Here is a 24,253-nt window from a genome sequence, read left to right as displayed (position 1 = left end):
AAAACCTTAGAAAATTTCCATGAAAATATTAAATTGGCACTGAGCAACTAAAAATCAACACTACAACTAAACTCGGAGAGAAAATAACGAAAGCACGATACAATATTTAATTAATTACTAGTTCTTGCCTACTTATGAAAATCGCTCTAGAACTCCCTATCTGTGATTTGTTTACTAAATGAGTTGCCTAGCAGCATTTGAATAAAAAAAACCACTAAATACTATAGAAAATGAAGAAATATAATTTATTATTAGGAGCAGCCTTTGTAACGCTTATGTTTTTGAGTAGTTACGTTGGTGCCCAAGAAATGTCTAACAAATCTGTTAACAGTTCAGATCTTGCAGAATACATTAAATGGTTCCCTGCAACAAAACAGGTCGAGATGAGAGATGCCTGGCTCAAAGAGCACAAAATGGGTGAGTGGCAGTTTTCAGGTTCCATTACTGCAAAGGATAAAACAGTGGTAAGTCCTCAAGCAGGTGCAAACTACGGTTATTCCTGGTTCAATATATCAAACGAACCTTTGGTCATTACCATGCCTACCTATGACAGATACTATTCAGTATCAATATTTGATATGAATCACTTTATGGAAGTATCTGTGATGCCTAATAAACCAGTAGTTGTACGTTTACCGCATCAGAAAAGTCCTATTAAAGACGCCTATGAAATTGTATTACAAACCTATCAGGGACTTGCCTTTACACGCCAGGTCATTGTCAATAATGAACAAGAGGTAATGAGGCTTGCAAAAAACATAAAACTGAGCGGCGGAGGTGGCAATTTTCCATTTGTTCTTCCAAGTTTCTCGGATGCTGTAAAAGAGGCTGGATTTAAGAAAATAGATACCTATGTAAAACAAGGACATGATTCCTCTAAATTTTTCGTCTCACCTTATGAGGGTGGAGGTGATTTGGATAGAGCCGCTGGTGCACTTGCAGGACAGCTAGGAACTCAAGCTCGATATGCTCAGTATGGTTCGATCGTCTTTGATCAAAATAAAGAACATTTAAGCGGTAAAGCGTCCTATGAAATAACCGTTCCTAAAGAGGGGCTCATGAAAAATGATAAAGGATACTGGACCGTAACAATATATTCTTCTACAGACCGATATCTTATCCCGAATAAAAAGAATATATATTATGTCTCATCCTACGATGCGAAGCCAAATCCTGATGGAACCTATACGATACGTATTAATAATGAAGGCTTAGGTGAAAATGCAATACCCACTAACGGAGTTAATTTTTACGGTCTTTTTAGAATCTATGAGCCGGCCAATAACATAAAATTTCCAGCTATTAAAAAAGTATCTACAAAAAAGTAAACGTTTTGAAATCCAATATCATAAGGCTATCAAACCGTTGCTTTTCTTTAATCTATTTGATATTTTTTGATAATAGAAAACTATATTTACACACTACCTGCTGTTATTAAGCACTCATAAAAATTAATAAAAACATGAAAAAAATCATTTTTAGTTTCGTTTTGGGAGTCGTGGTACTCACTAGCTGTAACAATGTAAGGACGACTAACGATAGCAGCTCAAAAAGAGTATCGCTCGAAGAAGCAACATTGATTGGTGATGAAACCATCAATTCATTTTATGGCGATTTAGAATTGCAGAATAATTTTGTGACTGACGAAAGTTCAGAAAAACTCTTTGATGCCTTGGATTTCCAACGTGCCTCTCAAGCGTATATATGGTCGACACCCGTGGTCAGTTTTTATACTTGGATGAAAGAGCAGAATAAGAATTACAAGACGGGACAGCTAGGAGAATTTGCTGTATTCAAATCCTTAAAAGAAAAGAGAGGTATTGTAACCGGGAATTTAACAACACCTTATATTATACAGTTTTACAATCTATCTAATGGTCCTTTAGAAGTAGAATATCCAGCAGGAAAAACAGCGAGTGCCTTTTTAGATTTATGGCAAAGACCTATTGCAAATATGGGCCTTACCGGACCTGATAAAGGAACAGGTGGGACTTATATTTTAGTTGGTCCTGAAGATGATTTAAGCAAGTATAAAGGAAAAGGAGATTATGTGTATCAATCGGAAACAAATACTATCTTTATTGGCATGCGCCTTTTTGACTCAAGGCCTGAAGTTGTTGCGGAATTTAAGTCAGAATTAAAAACGGGTAAGGTTGGAGAAGATAAAATGCCCACTGTATTTATTGAAAATATGGACGTTGAATGGAGTGCCACAGCACCTCGTGATATGGAATACTGGAAAACCTTGCACAGCATTATAAATCAAGAACCTGTAAGAGAACAAGACAAAGTATGGATGGCTATGCTTGAACCTCTTGGAATAGAAAAAGGAAAAGCGTTTAATCCTGATGAGCGTAAAACTAAAATTTTATTGAAAGGCTTGAAAATGGGAGAATTGATGCTTCGAAATATGCAAACAAACCCGCGTTTTGCAACCCCTTATTGGCCAGGAACAAGTTGGTATAAAAGTTTTGACTTTACCGTTGCTCAAAGCACCGATTACAAAGTTGAACTAGATGAAAGAGCTATTTGGTTTTATGAAGCCGTAACAAGTACTGAAGGTATGGTAAACCCTAAAATAGGTGAAGGACAAGTATATATGACTGCTAAAAGAGATAAGGAAGGTAACTTATTCAGAGCTGACAAAACCTATAAATTAACGGTGCCTAAGGAGATTCCTGTGCTGCAATTTTGGGCTTTAACGCTTTATAGCGAAAACACCAGAAGACCTTATGACAATGGCGGCACAGATGTACCAAGTGTAAGTCTTGATAGCAAAATGAAACAACTACAATACAATGAAGATGGTTCTTTAGATTTATACATTGGGAATAAAGCACCTAAAGGTTTAGACAGTAATTTTATGAAAACCATAGATACAGATGGTTGGTTTGTATACTTTAGACTTTATGCGCCAACAAAACCGTTTTTTGATAAATCATTCCAATTAAATGATTTCGAACTTGTGAAATAATAAATATATGCCAACAATAGCCATTAGTAATTGCATTTTCAAATGTAAAAAAAGTTCAAAACAGTCTAGGTTATGACAGGTAGGATAGCACCCCTAACATGATTTTTTTTTTACTAACTTTTATTTGTTTAATTTTAACATTAATTATTCTTTACTAAAATATTATAACTATGAAAAAAAACTTTGTACTACTACCCCTATTAATGCTATCCTTAGTAGGGTATGCTCAAGAAGTTAAAGACATTGATTCCTCTGCGATATTCCTCCTAGATAAAATGGCCAGTGTTATTGGAGATTTGGAATCTGTTAGCTTTAATTTGAATAATTCTACAGATGAATTAGATGCAAACAAAAATATTAAAAAGCGCTTTTCTACTAGTAACATTTCGTTTTCTGGATCAGATAAATTGAGCGTTCGTACTGAAGGCACAAAAGGTAAAAAAGGATATTCGTATGATGGTTCATTTCTATCATATTATAATTTTGATGAAAACAACTATGTAACGCTAGAAGCTCCGCAATCTACTTTAAAGATGATTGATCAAATGAATCTCGATTATAACTTTAACTTCCCTGCTGCCGATTTTTTCTACCCGTCTTTTACAGACGATATGCTAGAACAATTCACATCTATTAAATATCTAGGCAAACAATATATTGATGGAGAAGAGTGTTACCATATCATGGCAACTAATACAGAGTTGAACGTACAATTATGGATTTCAAACGAAACAAATTTTCTTCCAAAACATTTTGTAATTATTTATAAAAACAAATCAAACCTTCAATTTGAATCAAGTTTTAGTAATTGGTCATTAAATCCTAATATTCCAGATTCTACATTTGATTTTATGCCACCACCAAATGCTAAATTAATAAGCATTTTAAAAAAATCTTAATAATTTCATCTCAAAACATATTTTATCATGACAGCATATTCATTTAACATAAAACATAAATTAGGAATTATCTTTATGTTTTTAGCATTAATTTTTCCTTCAGATTTAATCGCACAACGCATTAGCCATGGCGCTTCTAGAGGAGGAGGTCGTTCCATATCTAAATCCCCTAGCCGAAGCAAATCTACTACCCCAAAGAGATCTGCTAACACAAAAAAATATTCAAGCCCAAAAAGATCTATAAACGGTGGTCATAAGAAATCTAGCAGTAGAAATTTATCTAAACCTAAATCGTCTACAAAAAGAACGGCGACAAGACCAAATACATCTAAGACCAAAATAAAGAACCGATCGAAGTCTAATACAGTAAAAAAAAGAAAGACGTCTAATGTTAAAAAGAAGAATAAGGTGGGTAACAAAACCCGTATAGGTAATAATAATATTAATATTAATGTTGACAAAAGCAGGAACACTAGCGTTAGAAATACCAGAAATACCAGAAATACACGAAACACCAGAGTAAGAGGAAGTTCTAGGAGATATAATAGACCTCCTTATCGTTATGGTGGCCGTGGCTATTATTGCCATAGACCATACGTTTACCATCCATACAGACCATTTGCTTATGGGTCCTATTATCACCCATGGGGCTACTTCGTAACAAGATTAGCTACAACAGCTATAATTGTAGCAATTATAAGTGATAATGATGATGATAAAAAAGAAGAATATCATTATGAAGAAGGCACCTATTATGTAAAAACAGCAGAAGGTTTTGAGGCGGTTCAAGCGCCAGTAGGTGCTCAAGTTCCATCCATACCAAAAGAGGCTGAAAAAGTAGAAGTAAATGAAACTAATAATTATTATTACGGTGGTGCCTTTTATGAAAAAAATGCTGAAGGATATGCCGTAGTTCCAGCAACTGCTGGTACCATTGTGCCCAATTTACCAGAAGGTGGCGAAGAAGTAAAGATTGGTGATCAGACCTATGTTCAATTTGGAGAAACGTATTATCAACCTATTGAGATAGATGGTAAGGACATGTATGAAATAGCAGAAATTAAGGAAGAATAAAACCTCAATTCACAACCTAATCCTAAAAAGTGAAGTTTAGTGGTATTATTCATTACTTCACTTTTTTTTTTAGTAATCAGCATTTGAATATTTAACATATTTCACCAACTAGATAAAGATATTCAAAAAAGAAAAAGAAACTCAAAATCGTAATTATAAGAATTGCTACTGGTAAACACTAGCTGAAATTTATCAACATATTTTGAACCAAAATATACCATTAGTGTTCCAAATCAAAATGATTCTATATTACTATTAAATGTGAACACCACGTTTCTGAAAATCAAATAAATAAACTATTAAACATTCAAATTGTGAAAAACTTACTAATTATCATTTTTGTTATAGGGTATGCATGCAATACAAATGCACAAAGACTTAGACACAAGGTGAGTAATAATACCACTAATACTACTTGGAAAAAAATCGGAGAAGTTAAAGCCAATTATGGTGGGGACCACGACGCCCTATTTGTACAAGGTCCTTTTGACGATTTCAGGAAAATAAAATTAAAAGTATCCAGTGCAGATGTCAACATGCAACGTATGGTCATTACTTACGATAATGGAGGAAAAGACGAAATACCATTAAAATTTGTAATTCGAAAAGGAGAAACTAGCCGAGTAATCGATTTAAAAGGAGGCAAACGAAGCTTGCGAAAAATAGAATTCTGGTTTGATACCAAAGGACGTTTTAGTGGAAAAGCCAGAGTGATCGTTTTAGGAAGACGTTAAAGATGACCTCATATTATTTTAAAAATATTATTTAGCGATCTATTTATAATAACTATTTGGATAGATACAATTTCTGCTCAAAATAGAAGTGATAAAATTTCTCAAGACACAAAGGAACTCGCAGATACCACAACGATCTGGAACGCCAAACCTTAACTATTAAATGAAGTAGATTATACCCAACATCGCAAGACAAACGTATAACAATTAAAGCTGGCTTTGAAAACTATTACCACGGTATAGTAAAAACTAAAGGCAATAAAAGTTTTTGATTTTGGGAGCGAATTTGGTTTCACCACGCTATTTAATGATTAGAAATTAGGCTAAAGGAAGGATTTTTTACCATAATATGCATTGACTCTAATTCGGGTAACGCAAAGGCACAGTATAATCACTAAATAGTGCCATCGCTTATAAAAAGTTAGAAGGCATTGATCGTTTAGATTTTGAATATCTATTTTATTCAATTTCTATCTCAAACCGATAAAATTATACTTGTTAAAATATACAATATGGATATGGGGAAATTCTCTTGATTTAGTGAAGACTTAGCCCTGAATAATTTTCAAAATAATGATTTTATAGCTCCCAATAACAACACTATAACTTATGTGTTTGGAACCTATTATTTTTCAAGTAATGATAAATGCCATTTACGATCTGCTTGTATTACAATGAACAACGGCACTATAGAATCTATTTGATGACTTAAGAGAAGGTTTTACTTTTCCTACATCGATTCAAAAACAGTAGTTGAGACCGGGTGCTCTAAAACTATTTGGTTTGATCCAAATTAAAAACTATAAAAATGAAAAAAAAATTCTTGACGTCAACCATTTTAAGAGGCATTGCCTTAGCATTTCCATTATCTGTAGTAGTCTATATACTATCTAAATTCATTAAAGTTTTCGAAAAACTTATTGGCCCTATTGCCAAAAAATTTGAGGTGGAACATGTTTTCGGGGAAATAACACTTACGTTTTTTGCGATACTGATTATGCTTACCATCATTTTTTTGCTTGGGCTTCTAATGAAGATAAAAATAATTGCAAACTTAAAAGGGGAAGTTGAATTATTGATATTAAAATTTATTCCGTCTTTGAATCATTTAAAACTAATGGCTGCTGAAAAATTAAACTCGGATCATGCCGTTTCAAATTGGAAAGCAGTATTGGTTATAAAAGACGATCAGTGTTTCCCTGCGTATATAATAGAAGAAAACGAGGTATGGATAACACTAGCTAAAGTGGGCACGGCAAATACAAACCCTGCTGCGATGATGATTATTAAGCAAAGTTCAGTGACATGTATTTCCATAACCATGAAGCAGATGCGTGTTTGCAATAAACAATTTGGAAAAGGCTATACTGAGATGATTAAATAGGGCACTGATTTAGATTATCTCATATATTTATAATATTTTGAAAGCAAACCTTTTAAATATAATCCGGACAATGATAAATTGTAACTGCTCATAAAAAAATAAAATTGGCTCAATTGCAGCTTGTCTTTTAGGTGAACCCAGTACAATTAACTAAACACTAATAATAAAAGGCTACAATTACACAGCAAACATTCATAAAATTAAACAAGAAATTCCTGCTGTCACTTGATTTCTTTTTGAAGCAGTAAAAAAAATAAATAACGCCTAACAATCAAAACTATAAATCTATGAAAAACAAAATAACAGTAGCACTACTCTTGCTCTCATTTATATTAGGAGCTCAAGAACAGAAAAAACCAAACATCTTAATTATTTGGGGTGATGATATTGGCATGTGGAATTTAAGTGCTTATCATCGCGGCATGATGGGCGGGTCTACGCCAAACATTGACCGCATTGCAGATGAAGGCTTGATTTTTATGGATCACTATGCACAATCTTCTTGCACGGCTGGAAGAGCGTCTTTTATTTTGGGGCAATACCCTATGCGAACAGGTTTAAGCACCGTTGGTTTACCAGGAGCAAAAGAAGGAATTAAAGATAAGGACCCTACGATTGCCGAATTGTTAAAACCTATGGGCTATACCACTGGGCAATTTGGTAAAAACCATCTCGGGGATAGAGATGAGCATCTCCCAACAGTACATGGATTTGATGAGTTTTTCGGAATCGTTTATCACTTAAATGCTGGTGAATATACAGAGCAATATGACTTCCCTAAAGATGAAGCCTCTCAAGAAAAGTTTGGTTTAAAGCAACGTGGTGTTCTACATTCCAAAGCTTTAGCTAATGGAAAACAATCCGTAAAAGATTTAGGTCCCTTTGGCAAAGAGCGCATGAAAACTTTGGATGATGAAGTCATGGTAGAGTCTAAGCGTTTTATTCGAGATGCTGTAAAAGATGACAAACCCTTTTTTGTATGGCATAACATGACACGTATGCATTATAAAACACATTTAAAAGATAAGAGTGATGGTGCTACAGGTTACGGTTTGTATGCTGACGGTATGAAAGAAGTAGATAATGGCGTTGGTGAATTATTAGCGTTAATAAAAGAATTAGGAGTAGATAATAATACAATTATTATGTTCTCAACAGACAATGGAGCAGCGTCTAACTCTTGGCCAGATGGTGGGAACCATCCATTTAGAGGCGAGAAAGGTGCTGGTGGATGGGAAGGCGGTTTTCGCGTACCTATGGTTGTATCATGGCCAGGACATATTCCTGCAGGTGAGACACGAGCTGGATTTATGAGTATGGAAGATTGGATGCCAACCTTATTGTCTTTTGTCGGAAATAAAACCTTAAAGCAAGATTTACTTACTGGTAAAACCTTTGGCAGCAAATCATTTAAGGTGCATTTAGACGGCTATGATCAAAGTGATTTGATTTTAAATAATGGAAACACTAGACGTAAGGATTTTTACTATTTCACAGAGACGAAGTTTCATGGGGTGAGATATGGTGATTGGAAACTATTATTTACCGAGCAAGACAAATGGTTTAGAGCAACACAAAATGCCTTAACATCACCTTATATTATAAATTTAAAACTAGACCCTTTTGAAAGGTTTACTAAGGCCAGAGGTTATGATGAATGGGCTGAAAACCGCAGTTGGTTATTTGGACCAGCAGGTAAGATGGTTGGTAAATTCGTGCAATCATTTCAAGAATTTCCACCCAGTCAAAAAAGCATGTCTTTAGACGTGTCTGATGTTTCAAAATATTTAAATGCAAACGCAGGGAATTAAGTAAATAGCTCTAAATAAAACTATTCATTATTTTGATAGTGGTTATTTTATAAATTTTTCGGCATTTTAAAATTTGATTGGGAAAATGATGAATACAATAGACCTTTAGGTGTTAATTTCGGAAAAGCATTTGCTAAAAAACACATCCATGTTCTTTGGGTTTTATTATCTGGTAAATTGTCCTGAGAAAGGCTGTTTTGGATTACAATTTAATAGCAAGTCCATATTTGTACCCATAAATTAAAATACTATTTATTATTATTTAATTCATTATACCACTATGACCATTATCAAAAAAAGAACAAGAAACATACTGTTAATAGTTCTTGGAGTTATTCTTTTAATTTTAACTTTTTTACCCACCTTTATAAAAAGTTATGCTATAAATAATAGTAAGGAGTTATTAGGGAGGCAAATAGATATTGGGGCAATTAAATATAATTATTTCTCTAGTACTGCAAAAGTGTATGACTTTAAAATGTTTGAACAAAACGGTACAGACGAATTCACAACTTTTGACACACTGATTGTTAATATTGAACCTTACCGCCTTTTATTCAATGAAAAAGTAGTAGAGCAATTTTATATTAAAGGATTAATGGTTAACACCGTAATGCAAGATTCCACATTTAATTTTGACGATTTAATAGTCTTCCATTCGGAACCGGAGGACTCCATAACAAGGAAAAACCGAGCCCCCTTTAAATATAGTATTTCTAATATTGAATTGAAAGATTCCAAATTCTTTTTCGATAATAAAAATGTGGGTAGAGAAACACATCTTGAAGGTTTGTCTTTTGAAATACCTCATATAGGTTGGGATCAAGAAGAAAAAAGTAATGCAGATGTGAAGTTTAATTTTAAAAATGGTGGGTACTTTCAATCGGCTTTAAACGTAAACCCTGCAGATGGTGCATTTGATGCGCAGATCACCATAAAAGATTTAGAACTCAATCCATTCTATGAATATGTATTAGAATATGCAGAAATTAATGATTTTAATGGGCGTTTAAATTCGGAAATTAAAATTGAAGGAAATACCAGTGAAGCGAGTAATTCAATTGTTTCTGGGCACGTTGATGTCATAGATTTTATGATGACCGACAAAAACAATAAAGCCTTTTTAAAAGCGAGTCGTATTGATTGTAATTTAAAAAATATCGATTATGCGAACAGTTCTTATGTTTTAGATTCCTTAAAGTTTACAGAGCCTTACGTCTATTTTGAAATGGATTCTATAACGAATAATTTTTTCAAAATATTTAAACGTGATCCAAATGGAGACCCTATTAATGAGGGGTATAACACGAAAGAAAATGCCGATTCGATTTCAAATCTATATTATGCCATAAACAATTTAAATGTGACCGAAGGCATTATGGATTACAGCGATAACATAACAGGAAAACGTTTTGATTATCACATGAATAAGATAAAAATGAATTCTGATGGCATTGATAGCAAAGCAGATTGGGTAACTATTTATTCTGATATGCTACTAAATAACCGTGGTACTCTAAATGCAAAACTAGGTTATAATCCATTAGATTTAGACAACATCAATTTAGATTTAACCATTGAAAATTTTCTACTCTCTGATATTAATGCCTATTCTCAATATTATATGGGGCATAGTATCTTGGTTGGTGATTTTTATTATTATTCCAAATCTATAATTAGCAATGCTGATATTGTTAGCGAGAACAAATTATTAGTAAAAAATGTTGAAGTAATTAACGAAAAAAACGGGTTATTTAGTTTACCCTTAAAATTCGCGTTATTTATCTTAAAAGATAAAAATGGGGACGTTAATTTAGAAATCCCTGTGAGAGGAAACATAAATGACCCTAAAATTAGTATTGGGAAAATTATTTGGAATACTTTTAAAAAGAGAATAACGGGAGCTGCAACAAACCCAGTTAGCTCTTTAGCGCTACTTGTCGATATAGACCCAAAAGATTATGAAGAATTAAAATTTAGCTATACAGATTCGATCCCTTCAGAAAAACAATTATTAAAATTAGATAAATTATTAGAAATAGAAACAAAAAAAGAAGGTCTTAAAATTGAATTAATACATTTTGTCGATCCTAAATTGCAGCGTGAATCCATTGCACTTTCAGAAGTAGGAAAACAGTATTTTAAAGACACAAAAAAGGATTATTTAAAAGATAAAAAGGCTTTTGAGGTTTATGTAAGAGCTAAAGTTAGTACAGACGGAATCACTATAAAAAATGCAACTTTGCAACTCATAGAACCTGAAACTACAATAGCTATAGCCAATAGTATTAACGCCGCATTAATTAAGAATACGAGAGCGTATTTAAAATCTGTAAAACCTGCAACAATGATTTCAGTGAACAGAGTCGATATAAAAGAACCCGAAAATATTGGCTCTCTTAATAGCCTTAAAATAAAGTTTGATCTCAAAGAAGCGCAAAGTTTACAAACAGATCGTTCAAGTAGTAAAAAGTAAAACTATTAATAACACCATTTAAAGTTAGGTGCTTGGCAGGACTACACAAAAAAACAAGGTATTTAACACTAGCATGTAGTAATACCCCAAAAGCTGATAAACATTTGACAAAAAGCAATTCGGACTGAAATTAACAAAAAAAATAGTGTTCTTGCATCACCATTTTTAATTATAGCCAAGAGCTTCGGAATTACTTTTCTATTTAAAAACAGTATAGGAAAATGGACCTTTATTCCCATAATCCTCATGTAATGGTGTCTTTTTCTATTCTTCACTTTTAGGTATACTGAAAAGGAAACGAGAAAAACTGGTTACAAAAATCAAAAAGCGCATTCGGCTGGAATAGTCTAGCTTTATGTATTGGTATCCTGCCAATACCGCTATTTTTAATGCATTACCAAACATTAGGTAATTGGTACATTTGGTTACCCTGGATTGTATTGACGCTAATTAATCCATGGATTGAAGAATTTTATTGGCGTGGACTACTATTTGAATACACAAAAAACTGGTCTAATTGGAAAGTAGTAATTTTTACAAGTGTAGTATTTGCTTTTAGTCACGCTGTTTTTGCAGTGAATTCAAAATTAAATAGTGGTTTAACAGTCATAATTTCAACATTCATAATGGGACTAATTTGGGGACTCGTTTATAAGAAAACAAATAGTTTGAGATGGATTATAGTGGCTCACTTTTTAGTTGACTTTTTTAATCTTTCTGCAGCTTCGTTTTTAGATTTATATGAAAAAGGACATTGGTAGTGCTCCAAATAAGATGTACTGACAAAGCATAAAATTAATTCTATCTTTCAAGCGATACCTTCCCAATGAATTTGAAAGAAAAAAAAACGCAACCTTAACACGCTCATAATTCATTATATCTAATTCTCCTTTTCGAAATGTTTTTACAGATGAATAATTAGTCCTATCTTTTTTGTTACATCTATTCTTACGACTCCATTATAATTTTTTATATTTTTACAATTAGAGCAATTAAATAAGTTGAGCTAGATATTTCATTGATCTTAAAATTAAACTCTTGATATTTTGATGATTCTTTGCAATGCTAAAGAAACACGTTATCCGCTGTCAGGAACAAAACATCAATATTTCATTTATAAAATATTAAATGTCAAATAAAAAAAATACAGATTCTAAGCTACAAGGCGTCTCTCGTTTAATTACCGATGCCACATTAGAAATAACCGACTTGGTAGAATCTATGCATAGACGAATAGTACATCCTCCTTTTTTGCCATCTACTCCAATACAAAACTTAATCACCGATATAGCTGGAATAGCCTATAAAAATATTCGATGGACCACTAGGGTAATTGGCAGTGGAGCAGACAAAGCCTTGGGATTGTTTCCTTCTGTGATTGGAAAAATTAAAACTACTGATGAAAGAGAAGCAGCACAATCTGTTCTCAACGGAGTTATTGGTGATTACTTGGAGAAAACAGACAATCCATTAAAGATTAACATGCATTTCAGGTTTCAAGCTAAGACTATTCCGCTTGATACAGAAAGTATTAAAAAAACCTTTCCAACAAGCAATGGGCAAATTATTTTGATGGTACATGGATCATGTATGAACGATACTCAATGGACTCGCAAAGAACACAACCACGGAACAGCTTTAGCAAAAGAATGTAACAAAACACCAATTTATCTGCATTACAATAGTGGTCTTCACATTTCTACCAATGGCCAAAACTTAAATAAATTATTAGAACAATTAGTATTGCAATGGCCTGTACCAATTGAAGAACTCGTTATTATTGCGCATAGTATGGGAGGTCTAGTAACACGAAGTTCGGTACATTATGGCCAACAACAGCAAAAGTCGTGGACAAAACACCTTAAAAAAATTATTTTTCTAGGCACACCACATCATGGTGCAACATTGGAACAAGCAGGTAATTATTTGGATGCCGTTTTAGAAGCTGTTCCATACGCAAAACCTTTTGCACGATTGGGAAAAATTAGGAGTGCTGGCGTAACAGATTTAAGATATGGAAATCTATTAGATGAAGACTGGCTAAATAGCGATCGCTTTAAACTAAGTGGCGACCAAAGACAACACATTCCGTTACCAGAAAAAATAGAATGTTACAATATAGCTGGCGTTATTGGTAAAGCAATTAAATCTGGGTCTACGCAATTATTAGGAGATAACATGGTAGGTCTAAAAAGCGCTTTAGGTAAACATAAAAAAACTGCTAAAGATTTAAATTTTAAAAAAGAAAACACTTGGATTGCTTATGAGAATAACCATGTAGATTTGTTAAGCAACCCAAAAGTCTATTCTAAAATAAAGACATGGATGCTTTTATGAGGTTTAAAGGTCAATCCTATTCTTAGGGCTGGCTTTCTTTAGGAGGAAACACGAAAAGAAATCATGAATTAAAAAAAAGGATTACATAACAACGTGTTGCACTTATTAAGGCCTAAGCACATTGATATAATTAAAACTGTTACAATAAAAAACAGCACTAATAATTTATTATATTAGTAATCATATAATAGATATATAGTTAATACTAACTATATATCTTTGTTAGCAGTAATCTGAACATAATTAATTTCGAAAAAAGTTGAATAAAATAATATTAGATTTTGTAATTGTAGCCAGTGGAGTTATAGGATATTTTATAAGCATATCCTTAGTCACTACTTCTTTTTATAAGAATCGTGCAAATAACTACCTATCCCTTTCATTATTCTTGCTTACCAGCATGACCCTTTTAGAATGGTATGATCCTGAAGAGGGAATTTTCGAACTCTTGCAAAGTATCATGTGGGAATTTCTGGTTGCAGCTACTGTATTTACATATTTTCTACTTCAAATTCAGCATAAACACCTTAAAAAGAATTGGTATAAATGGCTTTACTTCCCTTTTTTTAGCACTTTGATTATTGAGGTTTTTCTTCATTTAGATTTTAATTTTAACCTTTATAATTCTTCTTTTGAAGAGGAAGGGTACGCTGTTCAGTTATTTTATAGTCTTGAGGATGGCTTATCATTTTTATATAATGTTGTTTTAATCTTTTGGGGAAGAAATTTAATAAATCGTTCTAATGATATTTCAAAAGCAAAAAGACGTTGGTTGTTAAGGTTAAACCTGTTTCTTATATGCATCATTGCGATTTGGCTTTTGTCTAATTTAGAAGATGATTTATTAGATTCAAAATATACTACAAATTTTCTACGGATAGTACTTTCCTTTTTATCCTGGTGGATATTATATTACGGAGTATTCAAACTACAGATAGTCGTTCAAAAAGATGAAATACACCAATATTTAACATTAGTAGGAGCAAATAGCGCTCAGACAAAAAAGAGAATAAACAAAGCCACTTCTTCTAAGATTATTACTGAGTTATATGCATTAATGGATGAGGAGAAATTATACAAAAACCCTCTTTTAAACAGATTAGATTTAGCAACTCGGTTAGGAACTAGTGAAGGATATTTATCTCAAGTTATAAATCAGGAAATCAATAAAAGTATAATTCAGTTTGTAAATGAATATCGAATTGAGGCTGCTAAAGAACTATTGAATGATCCCGTATTTAATAAATATTCTGTTGAAGCCATTGGTATGGAAGCTGGTTTTAAATCTAAAAGTGCATTCTATAGCACTTTCAATACCAATACAGGAATATCTCCAGGAGCCTGCAGAAAGCTTCAAAAAACGTCCTAATTCGTATATTTCTATTGTTTCAGGACTTCTACAATCCTAAAATCACCTTTTATCTTTTTTGATGCTCATACTTTTGCAGCAGTAAATCAAAAAACATAAAAAATGAAAAAAGCAATTTCAAAATCACTCTTACTTATTACTGTCATTTTGTATCAAACCCTTTCGAGTTGTAGTTCTGACGATTCTATTCTAGGATCAATTACTGGTTCAAATAATATAGTGACACTATCACGAGAGCTTCCAAGTTTTAGTAAAATACATGCTGAAGGCGATTTGACAATAAATGTTAAGCAAAGTTCTATACAAGAAGTTACAATAAATGTAAATGAAAATCTTCAGGATGTTATAATAACTAATGTTGACAACAATACTTTATTTGTTTCCCTTAGAAATGGTTCTTATAACAATTCAACGTTCGAACTAAATATTCAGATGCCCTTTTTACAGGAGTTTCAAATGAATGATGATACTCAAGGAAAAATAGATTTTGTCCTTGATCAACTTGATATAAAAGTAAACGACTCAGCACAGCTGGAGTTAATAGGTTCCTCTGAATCCCTAAATATAAACCTTGGAGACGATAGTAGAATAGATGGTTTTTTGTTTGCTACTACATCTTTGAATGCTAATGTACAAGATGATTCTGAATTAAGTATTACCTGTAATAGTGAATTAAACGGTAGTGTAAGTGATGACTCAATACTTCGCTACAAAGGAAGCCCCATAATAAATGTAACGACCTCGGATGATGGTGAAATTATTAATGCAAATTAATTACTAAGATAAATAAGTAAAAAAATATTATGAAAACAATAAAGTACTTTCTTCTGATATTAATAGTTGCCCTAACTTATTCTAAAGTATACTCCCAAAAAGATAGTACAATACAAAATAGTATTACTATTTCCACTGGGTTGAATCAAGGATATTTTAAAGATTCAAATTTTTCGCCTTTAAACTACTCCATTTCTGGTGTGAATTACGGAATAACTTACTCGAGAAGAAAAAACAAAAGTATTTTTTTTACTTCTATAGATTTTAATAACAATACGATAAATACAATGCAACAAACTGTTTTCCCAGAAGCTATATATCTTCAAGGAAAAGTAAAAATAGCTTACCTTAGAAAGCTAACTAAAATCTCAAACAAAGTTGATTTTTTTCTTGGTGGTCAATATCAATCAAATATTGATTATATAGATTGGCAAGGAGAATCTACTTCCTTTCTAGTAGCTCACAGTCTTGGTATTTCTTTTTATGGGGAATTTCGTTTTAATAATAAACACGCTATAAATGCTTCTATTTCTTTACCCTTATTTACACTTATGGTTAGACCTCCTTATTCAGGTTTTGATGAAGAATTAGATGAAAACAGTGACAAACCATTACGTTTAATCACAAATGGGTATTTTACTTCAGTAAATAACTATGTGTCTCCAAGTTTTTCAATTCAATATGAATATAATCTAACCAAGCGTTTTTCAATATCGGGAGAATATCAAATGAATTATCAAAATCAGAGCAAGAATGATAGGTTGATAACTTATCAAAACCAAATACGAATAGGTCTAAGCTATAAATTTTAAACAATGAAAAATAACAAATACATTCTTATCACATTATTATTTAGCATTATAATACTAAATTCTTGTGAAAAAACGATTTTAGGAGAAGATGAAATAAACTCTCCTGAGAATAATTTCGAACTCTTATGGAATGACTTCAATGTACATTACGCACTTTTTGGAGTTAAAAATATTAATTGGCAAGATGCTTATGACATATACAGGCCACAAGTAAACCCGAACACTTCTAATGAGGAACTTTGGGACATTAGTTCTAATATGCTTGATTTATTAAATGATGGACACACGACATTAATAGACGTCAAAAAGAATTTAAAGATGGAATCAGGTGATTCGCTTAATGTAATAGCGGAAAGTGAATTTGATTTCAACTTATTAAAAACCAAATATCTAGATTATTTAACAAATTCTTCTGAACCAGATATCTCATTCGGTAAATTAAAAAATAAAGATATAGGTTATGTTCATTTATATGGTGTCGAAGGTGACAACCCTGAAATTATTGACAACATAATTCAACAATTAAAACAGCATAAAGCTATAGTAGTTGACATAAGAAACAATGGTGGTGGTAATGATGATTATGCTCATAGAGTTGCAGGTGCTTTTGCAGATGGAGCGCATTTTATTTATACTGTACAGACAAAAAATGGAACAGGTATTGATGATTTTGATGCTAAAACTAAATGGTTTACAAAACCAGAAGGAACAGAACAATTTTTAAAACCAGTAATTTTACTAACGGATAGAGTTACAGCAAGTGGAGCAGAAATATTTACCCTAAATATGAAAGCATTTAATCATATTACCGTTATTGGGGACACAACAGCTGGAGACCACTCAGACCAAAGTAATTTAAGGTTTCTTCCAAACGGATGGGTTTATACCTATTCACCACAATTGTATTTAATGCCAAACGGAGAAAGTTTAGAAGGGATTGGGATTTCACCTGATGTATATATAAAAAACACAGAAACCTCAATTAACAGCAACATTGACTTAGTTATTGAGAAAGCTATTAATTATCTCTTCATAGAGTACAATATTGAATAAAACGTTTGCTAACACTGTATAAAAAACATAGGGCATTTGTGCCAAACTGAAAGTTTTGTGCATTTTAACAAAGTCCGCCAAATATAAAACTTGGCGTTTAAGATAAAAAATAAAAGCAAAATATTTATATTTCGCTAAGTAATAAACCGAAACGAAAGTGCATATTAATTGCCCTACGTTTCTTATACTAGACGTTAAATTAAAGAACAGACTAAAAATGATTGAAAGGCTGCAAAATAGTGAGTTAGAAATATCAAATCAAATACATTCTATTTTTCAATTATCATATGCCGTTGAAGCTAAATTGTTAGAAGCAACTAATTTTCCACCTCTTAAAAGACCCATTAAAAGTTATCTAAATAGTGATAATATGTTCTTTGGATATCTTGAAAATAGCGAATTAGCAGGAATTATTGAGATTGAATATAATAATAAATGTACAGATATTAATAGCTTAGTAGTACACCCTGATTTTTTTAGACGAGGAATAGCAAGGAAATTAATAGAATTTGTGTTCAACACATTTGATTCGAATCTATTTGTAGTTGAAACTGGACTTGCGAATGGTCCAGCAACTACGTTATATAAAAAATTTGGTTTTATAGAAGTTAAACAATGGGATACCGACCACGGCATTAGAAAAATAAAATTTGAAAAGAGAATAAACAACTAAGCACAACACCGTATAAAATTAACTGCAGGTTTTAGCCTATTTACGAAAGTCCAAATGGGCTTTCTTGGGTTGGTTTTATTTAGTGAATTCACTGCTTAAAACACGCAACTAATCTTATATAAAACTCGTAGTAACTGCCGAAAGGCACTTACAATAATAATGGATAAAACCCATTGAAACCAGAGTTTATCCGTGGAGTGTTGCAAACAATTATGAAAAACATTATTTTCGGAATACTATTATTGAATTTAGTTTTGGGTTGTAAAAACTCAAACGAAAAACCGATAAGTGAACTGACGAAGTCAACGCTTAAACAAAACCTCTAAAAAACATCCTAGCCTGGCTCCTTCTCCGAGCCACTTTCTATTGTAATGAGCCCTCTGAAAGCATCGTTTACAGTATTACCTTCGTAAAGCACTTTGTAAACCTCTCTAGATATTGGCATATCGACATTATAATCTTTAGCGAGTTCCATGACTACTTTTGCTGTTTTTACACCTTCAGCAACTTCATTCATTTCCTCAATAATCTGCTCCAAACTTTTTCCTTGTCCTATTTGAAATCCAACATGGTGATTTCTACTTTTAGAACTCGAACAGGTTGCTACCAAATCACCCATGCCTGCAAGTCCAGAAAACGTACGTCGTTTTCCTCCCATTGCAATTCCTAATCTTGTTAATTCTGATAAGCCTCTGGTAATTAATGCGGCTCTAGTATTATCTCCTGCATTTGCACCATCTCCCAATCCTGTAGCAATTGCCATAATATTTTTTAATGCACCACCAAGTTCACAGCCTATAACATCGTTATTGGTATACACACGAAATAATCCGGTACTAAATACTTGTTGCAGTTGTTTAGCAATGGTTTTATCTACCATAGCAATTACAGCTGCTGCTGCTTTACCTGAATGAATTTCTTTGGCTAAATTAGGACCTGTTAATACTCCTGCCGGATGACCTGGAAGTTCTTCTGCAATAATCTCAGTCATACGCATTTTAGTCTCCAACTCTAATCCTTTAGCTAAACTTACAATTGGAACCCAAGGTCTTATATGTGGCTTTGCAGTACGTAGTACTTCTCTAAAATGCTGAGAAGGAATTCCCATAACAATCACATCTGCATTTTTAACCGTGTCTTCAATAGAAGACGACGCTTTTAAATTTTTATGTAATTGGGCTCCTGGCAAATATTTAGAATTTTTATGTTCTTCGTTTATTTCGCGAACTGTTTTTTCATTTCTAGCCCACAAAATAGTATCATTATTTTTTGCCGTTAATGATGCGACTGTGGTTCCCCAAGATCCACCTCCTAAAATTCCAACGTTTAGTTTCATATGTTAATATTTATTGCTTTTTATCGGTCTCATAGTACATCATTTAATGATTCCTTTGCGTATCAAAATTTAGTTATCGATGTTTCATATGTTAAATATGTATTACGCGAACAATTAAACTTGTTACATTAATTTTCTAATTCGTTAAGGTATAAATTACGAACATCTTCGATATGCTTATTGATGTCTTTTAATTTCCAAAGCGATGTGTCTACCGGATCTAAAACCACCACTTCAATATGAGTAGGCTTAAACATGCTAGTCCCTTTTGGCATTGCCATATATGCGTTTTTAATTACAATAGGTATAATAGGAACTCCTGCTTGCATTGCTAAATGAAATGCTCCTTTTTTAAATTCCCCTAAGGTTTTACTGCCACTTCGCGTACCTTCTGGCGCAATAGCAACAGAAATACCGCCTTTTAAGGCGTCGACTGCTGGCTGCATCGCTTCAATAGCTTTTCCTTTATTAGAACGATCGACATAAATAGCACCTAAAGCTTTAAAAATTGGTCCTATTGGTGTGCGCTCTAATTCCTTTTTTGCAACACCTGTAAAATCGTGTCGAATTAATTTCATGACGATAAAGAAATCTGCCGCACTTTGATGGTTAAAACAAAAAACTGCTGGTCTAATTTCTTCTAAATTATGTTTCCCTTTTACCGCTATATCTAGTCCTGCTAATTTAGACCCTAAATCTCCAACACTTGAAAAAGTTGCATTTGCAGCTTCTTGCCTAGACATTGTTATCGCGCCTTTAATTAGACCTTTAACTGCAGAAGGATAAATACTCGCAATTGCCATTCCTGTTCTAAAGCCATTTACAACAGGTTTCCCTACGGGTTCTTCAAACCTTAAAATTGGCCAATTGTTTTCGAATGCCACTTGAGATAATCTCTGATCTGGATTCGTAGCAACAGGTTTACCAACGATTTTTAATAGTGGATAATCATCATAACTATCTGTATAGAAATAACTTTTTGACAAGTCTGTATTATTCTTTTTAGCAAACTTTCGTGCTGCTCTTGCTTTTCCTTCTCCCCAACACATTTCGGAAACGCGACCTGTAAATTTACCATTACGCAATTCCATTTCGGTGCCATACACATCCTTAATCCCTAAGGCTTTTGCAACAGGTTGAATTTGATACGATGTAGCAGCCGAAATAATAACAACTTGATGTCCTTTCTCTAAGTGTTTTTCGATTAATTCTCGAGATTCTTGATAAATAGTTTCTTCTAGAGAATCTGCAAATACTTGTTCTCCTAATGCTACAAATTCTGATTCTTCAATACCTTTTACGCCAAGTGCCGCTATTTTAGTTAGCATTTCAAAATCTCTATTTCCTGATGCAAACACTAGTGCAGTTGCAAATTGTGTTAAATATTCCTTTGCTGTTGTTTTTCCACTAAATAAACGCGTAGTCATAAATTTCTTTGCAGAAAAATCGTTAATTATTGTACGATCTAAATCAAAAAACGCAGTAATATGCGGTCCTTCTTCTATTACTTCTTCATGATGGATCTCATCATTACCAGAATCTGGAACTATACTTTCTTCTGATGCTTCTTCATTTAATCCTTTTTTATCTTGTAGTGTTTCTATTTGTTTTAAATAAAATAATCTTTCAGACAAATCATCTAACTGATTTTTCCAATCCTCTAGACCTTTATAATCTAAGGTTCTTTCAACTGGAATTAAATTAGCATTTTTAGCAAAACGGAGTGCGTTTATTAAAAACGGTTTAGAGACACTATCTAAACGTGTGATTTTAGATTGCCAATGCAGCTCTTTCCCTTTAAAAATAGCCAATTCTACAAATTCGCTTTCTGTAAATTCATCGTCTGTATCCCAACTATTTAGTGTATGACAAACCACTTTATCTGCTTCTAGATAAGATAATAAAATAGCTCTAGAAACGAATAAATCTTGCCTTTTCAATACGGCCGAAATATCGCCTTTTGGATCTGCTAAAATGGTTCTCCAATTTTTATCGAATCGTAATAACTCTGCCTCAATCTCGCTGCTAAACTTAGGTTTATTAGTGTAGAAAAACTCGAATTTAAATAAATTACGAAGTCTCATGATTTCTTCCCAGAAATTAGTGATTCGATTAGTCGATGTATCGTCTTTAATTTTCACCAAAGCCATTTCAATAAACGCTTGATGGTATAAATGACCTGAAGCCATATTTGCATAATAATTTGCTGGTAAATATTCTGTTGAAACCAAACTATATTGTGCGCGTTGTCCTGCTCTACTTTTTTGAATTATTCTAGCACCTTGCAATAAATTTAAGGCTTTTTGTATGGTAACTCCAATTTTATTTCCGCGATCTATAAGTACGTCTTCTTGTTTCTCACCAATATATGTCATCAATCGGTTGACCTTAAATTCAATTTCCTTTTTAGTTAAGGCAAAATCGTTTAGTAATGTATGGCAAACCAATGAAACTGTGGTTACTGGTGTAATAGCATTCGCTTTATGAATAAGTTCAAAAGCAAAACGTGGTAAAGTGTTTTTATCTGCATAACTATCTTCTTCCATATCTGGAATGATAGCATGTTGATCTTCTTCTAAGGCAACAGGATCCCCAAAACGAATAGCCGCACGACCATAATCGTTTCCTAATTTCTTGATATAACTGAATGCTTCTTTTACATTTTCAGATTTTTTTTCTTGCCCTTTTCCTTCTTCAGTCATTTGCTTGACATCAGGAATCAAGTCATAAACAATGGAAACAGGAACGTATTTTATAGCTCGAGAACTTTGTAATTCGCCTTCTTTAATATATTTTAAAATACCCATTTTCGGGTAGATAATTTTACCTGTTCTAGAACGCGTACCTTCAATATTCCACGTTAAATGATCTCCTTTATCAATTATAGTAGCAATATAATGGCGTAATGCTGCTTTATAGATTAAATCGTCTTTAAAACTGCGACGGATAAAAATAAGTCCTGCATTATTCCCAAGTTGTTTCATTCCTGGAAACGCTAAATTACTTCCTCCAAAAGAATATGGGATTGGCATTCCGTAGCGTGCTAATGTTGAAATTAGCACCAAAGTATCCAGATAGGTTTTGTGCGTCATAATAAAGGCTACAGAGTTTTTCTGCATAAGCTTCATGAGCTTTTTTATTCCTTTTGGATCTACATCAATTTTATCGTTATACGCTCTAGACAGAATATAATCGAAGCTTTTTACAGACATTAATTTTGCAATAGGATGCTGTTGAGAATACAATTCCTTTATACAGTTTGCGCCTTGTTTTTTAACATCTTCAAGCTCCAAATCTTGCTCAATTGCGATTTGTTTTAATGTTTCTTGAAATTTATGATGGGCAATAATATGATCCATACCTTATTCTTTTATGACTTGTACAATTGGCTTTTTTGTTTTTAATGCTTTCACGGCTTTATTCCAAAAATTAGGATATAAAAAACGTTCAATATTTGAACCGACGTCCCTTATTTTTTTGCCTTGTATATTTGCACTTAACATATTGGCTGTAACTAATAACACACTCGCATTGGCACCCATTCCTGTATGACTGCCATAGACTTCAATGTTTTTAATATCTTTTCTATAGGTTGCAGCCTCCATACAATGTTTCCAAGGTATTAAACCATCCGTTTTAGTGTAAATACACGTTATTGGTACTTTTGGTATTGGTTCTAATTCTGCAAGAAATCTTTCGTTTCTTTCTTTTAAAGATTTGCCTCTAAAAAACTGTAGCAAACCATATACAGGCGTTTTCATATCCATAACACCCCAAATTGGAGATCCTATAGTTAGAATTTGCTCTACTTGGTTTGGATGTCTGTTTGCCATTATTTTAGCAAATATTCCACCACCACTCCAACCAACAATACTCACCTTTTCTTGATGTAGTTGATAAATATCAGCCAATTTCTCTTCTAATCTTGGGATATAATGGGACTTTACCATATTAAAGCCTAATTCCCATTTATAGGTTGTAAAGCCTAATGATTTTAAATACTTTCTAACAAATGATGTTGAAAAATCGTCTCCTAAATAGGGCGGAATTAATAACACCGGTTTTCCTTTTCCTTTAATACGCTTTGGAATAAAAGGATACAAACAATAAATAGACGACCATTCAATTACAGATCTGCTTTCCATTAATATGTTGAACAATGGCGGAAGTGGTATTTTTTTATTTATGGTTGCAATCTCTTTTTTAAATCTATCGATGATAGAGTTTGTGTATTTATATTCATTTTGGTCATGTCCTTCTGAAATAGAATGACCGATATCTTCAAATATTTTAACTAATGTAATATAATCTCTATTTGAACCTAACTCATCACAGACTAAAATGCATTCATCAAGTAATTGCTCTATGCTATCATGTTCATCTTTATTAATTTTTTTAATAAGCGCTTTGACTTCTTTCTCAAAAGGATGCTCTTTAAATTGTAGACTCGTTAACTTTTTAGCTTCCTTTAAAGAAATACCATTTAAAACACTTAGCGCTGTTGCTAAACGTGTGAAAATTTTATATAAAATTTGGGTTTCTTCCAT

Annotated in this window: 18 protein-coding genes; 15 read left to right on the top strand and 3 right to left on the bottom strand. The window is 32.8% G+C overall.

The window, feature by feature from the left end; genetic code table 11:
• Window positions 1-230: 230 nt before the first annotated feature.
• From RH82_RS13875 to RH82_RS13805, 15 genes are all read left to right on the top strand, one after another.
• Window positions 231-1,328 carry a DUF1214 domain-containing protein gene (locus RH82_RS13875; RefSeq protein ID WP_052158359.1) on the top strand — a complete coding sequence of 366 codons (1,098 nt, stop codon included), beginning with the start codon at window positions 231-233 and terminating at the stop codon, window positions 1,326-1,328.
• 134 nt (window positions 1,329-1,462) lie between these two features.
• Complete coding sequence (locus RH82_RS13870) at window positions 1,463-2,974, top strand: DUF1254 domain-containing protein (RefSeq protein WP_034061551.1); 1,512 nt, start codon at window positions 1,463-1,465, stop codon at window positions 2,972-2,974.
• Window positions 2,975-3,144: 170 nt separating this feature from the next.
• A complete protein-coding gene (locus tag RH82_RS13865; RefSeq protein ID WP_034061550.1) occupies window positions 3,145-3,873 on the top strand; it encodes a DUF2092 domain-containing protein in 729 nt (242 codons plus the stop codon).
• A 27-nt stretch (window positions 3,874-3,900) separates the two neighbouring features.
• Window positions 3,901-4,947 carry a DUF6515 family protein gene (locus tag RH82_RS13860; protein WP_034061549.1) on the top strand — a complete coding sequence of 349 codons (1,047 nt, stop codon included), beginning with the start codon at window positions 3,901-3,903 and terminating at the stop codon, window positions 4,945-4,947.
• Window positions 4,948-5,261: 314 nt separating this feature from the next.
• The gene (locus RH82_RS13855) at window positions 5,262-5,681 is read left to right on the top strand and encodes a hypothetical protein (RefSeq protein ID WP_034061547.1); all 420 of its coding nucleotides are present in this window, start codon (window positions 5,262-5,264) and stop codon (window positions 5,679-5,681) included.
• An 808-nt stretch (window positions 5,682-6,489) separates the two neighbouring features.
• Window positions 6,490-7,065, top strand: a complete 576-nt coding sequence (locus RH82_RS13850) for a hypothetical protein (RefSeq protein ID WP_034061545.1) — start codon at window positions 6,490-6,492, stop codon at window positions 7,063-7,065.
• 287 nt (window positions 7,066-7,352) lie between these two features.
• Window positions 7,353-8,876 carry an arylsulfatase gene (locus RH82_RS13845; RefSeq protein WP_081979267.1) on the top strand — a complete coding sequence of 508 codons (1,524 nt, stop codon included), beginning with the start codon at window positions 7,353-7,355 and terminating at the stop codon, window positions 8,874-8,876.
• A gap of 280 nt (window positions 8,877-9,156) precedes the next feature.
• A complete protein-coding gene (locus RH82_RS13840) occupies window positions 9,157-11,352 on the top strand; it encodes a DUF748 domain-containing protein (RefSeq protein WP_034061544.1) in 2,196 nt (731 codons plus the stop codon).
• 389 nt (window positions 11,353-11,741) lie between these two features.
• On the top strand, window positions 11,742-12,113 hold the full coding sequence (locus tag RH82_RS13835) for a CPBP family intramembrane glutamic endopeptidase (protein WP_034061543.1): 372 nt from the start codon (window positions 11,742-11,744) through the stop codon (window positions 12,111-12,113).
• A gap of 367 nt (window positions 12,114-12,480) precedes the next feature.
• On the top strand, window positions 12,481-13,689 hold the full coding sequence (locus tag RH82_RS13830) for a PGAP1-like alpha/beta domain-containing protein (RefSeq protein WP_034061542.1): 1,209 nt from the start codon (window positions 12,481-12,483) through the stop codon (window positions 13,687-13,689).
• Window positions 13,690-13,948: 259 nt separating this feature from the next.
• On the top strand, window positions 13,949-15,058 hold the full coding sequence (locus RH82_RS13825) for a helix-turn-helix domain-containing protein (RefSeq protein ID WP_156112483.1): 1,110 nt from the start codon (window positions 13,949-13,951) through the stop codon (window positions 15,056-15,058).
• A 147-nt stretch (window positions 15,059-15,205) separates the two neighbouring features.
• A complete protein-coding gene (locus tag RH82_RS13820) occupies window positions 15,206-15,832 on the top strand; it encodes a GIN domain-containing protein (RefSeq protein ID WP_162182459.1) in 627 nt (208 codons plus the stop codon).
• 29 nt (window positions 15,833-15,861) lie between these two features.
• Window positions 15,862-16,644, top strand: coding sequence for a hypothetical protein (locus RH82_RS13815; RefSeq protein WP_156112482.1), 783 nt, complete (start codon window positions 15,862-15,864; stop codon window positions 16,642-16,644).
• A 3-nt stretch (window positions 16,645-16,647) separates the two neighbouring features.
• Window positions 16,648-17,697, top strand: coding sequence for a S41 family peptidase (locus tag RH82_RS13810; RefSeq protein ID WP_034061537.1), 1,050 nt, complete (start codon window positions 16,648-16,650; stop codon window positions 17,695-17,697).
• A gap of 217 nt (window positions 17,698-17,914) precedes the next feature.
• On the top strand, window positions 17,915-18,370 hold the full coding sequence (locus tag RH82_RS13805) for a GNAT family N-acetyltransferase (RefSeq protein ID WP_034061643.1): 456 nt from the start codon (window positions 17,915-17,917) through the stop codon (window positions 18,368-18,370).
• Between the two features lie 334 nt (window positions 18,371-18,704).
• On the opposite strand, the gene RH82_RS13800 is transcribed toward RH82_RS13805, so the two are convergent.
• The 3 genes from RH82_RS13800 to RH82_RS13790 all read right to left on the bottom strand — a co-directional run bounded on the left by RH82_RS13800 (window position 18,705) and on the right by RH82_RS13790 (window position 24,253).
• A complete protein-coding gene (locus tag RH82_RS13800) occupies window positions 18,705-19,706 on the bottom strand; it encodes an NAD(P)H-dependent glycerol-3-phosphate dehydrogenase (RefSeq protein WP_034061536.1) in 1,002 nt (333 codons plus the stop codon).
• 128 nt (window positions 19,707-19,834) lie between these two features.
• Window positions 19,835-23,065 (bottom strand): HAD-IB family hydrolase, encoded by a 3,231-nt coding sequence (locus RH82_RS17965; protein ID WP_052158357.1) that lies wholly within the window; start codon window positions 23,063-23,065, stop codon window positions 19,835-19,837.
• 3 nt (window positions 23,066-23,068) lie between these two features.
• The gene (locus tag RH82_RS13790) at window positions 23,069-24,253 is read right to left on the bottom strand and encodes an alpha/beta fold hydrolase (protein ID WP_052158356.1); all 1,185 of its coding nucleotides are present in this window, start codon (window positions 24,251-24,253) and stop codon (window positions 23,069-23,071) included.

The sequence above is a fragment of the Lacinutrix jangbogonensis genome (assembly GCF_000797445.1).
Classification (GTDB): domain Bacteria; phylum Bacteroidota; class Bacteroidia; order Flavobacteriales; family Flavobacteriaceae; genus Lacinutrix; species Lacinutrix jangbogonensis.
The sequence above is the reverse complement of the archived record's forward strand: the minus strand, read 5'-3'. Positions and strand labels throughout refer to the sequence as shown.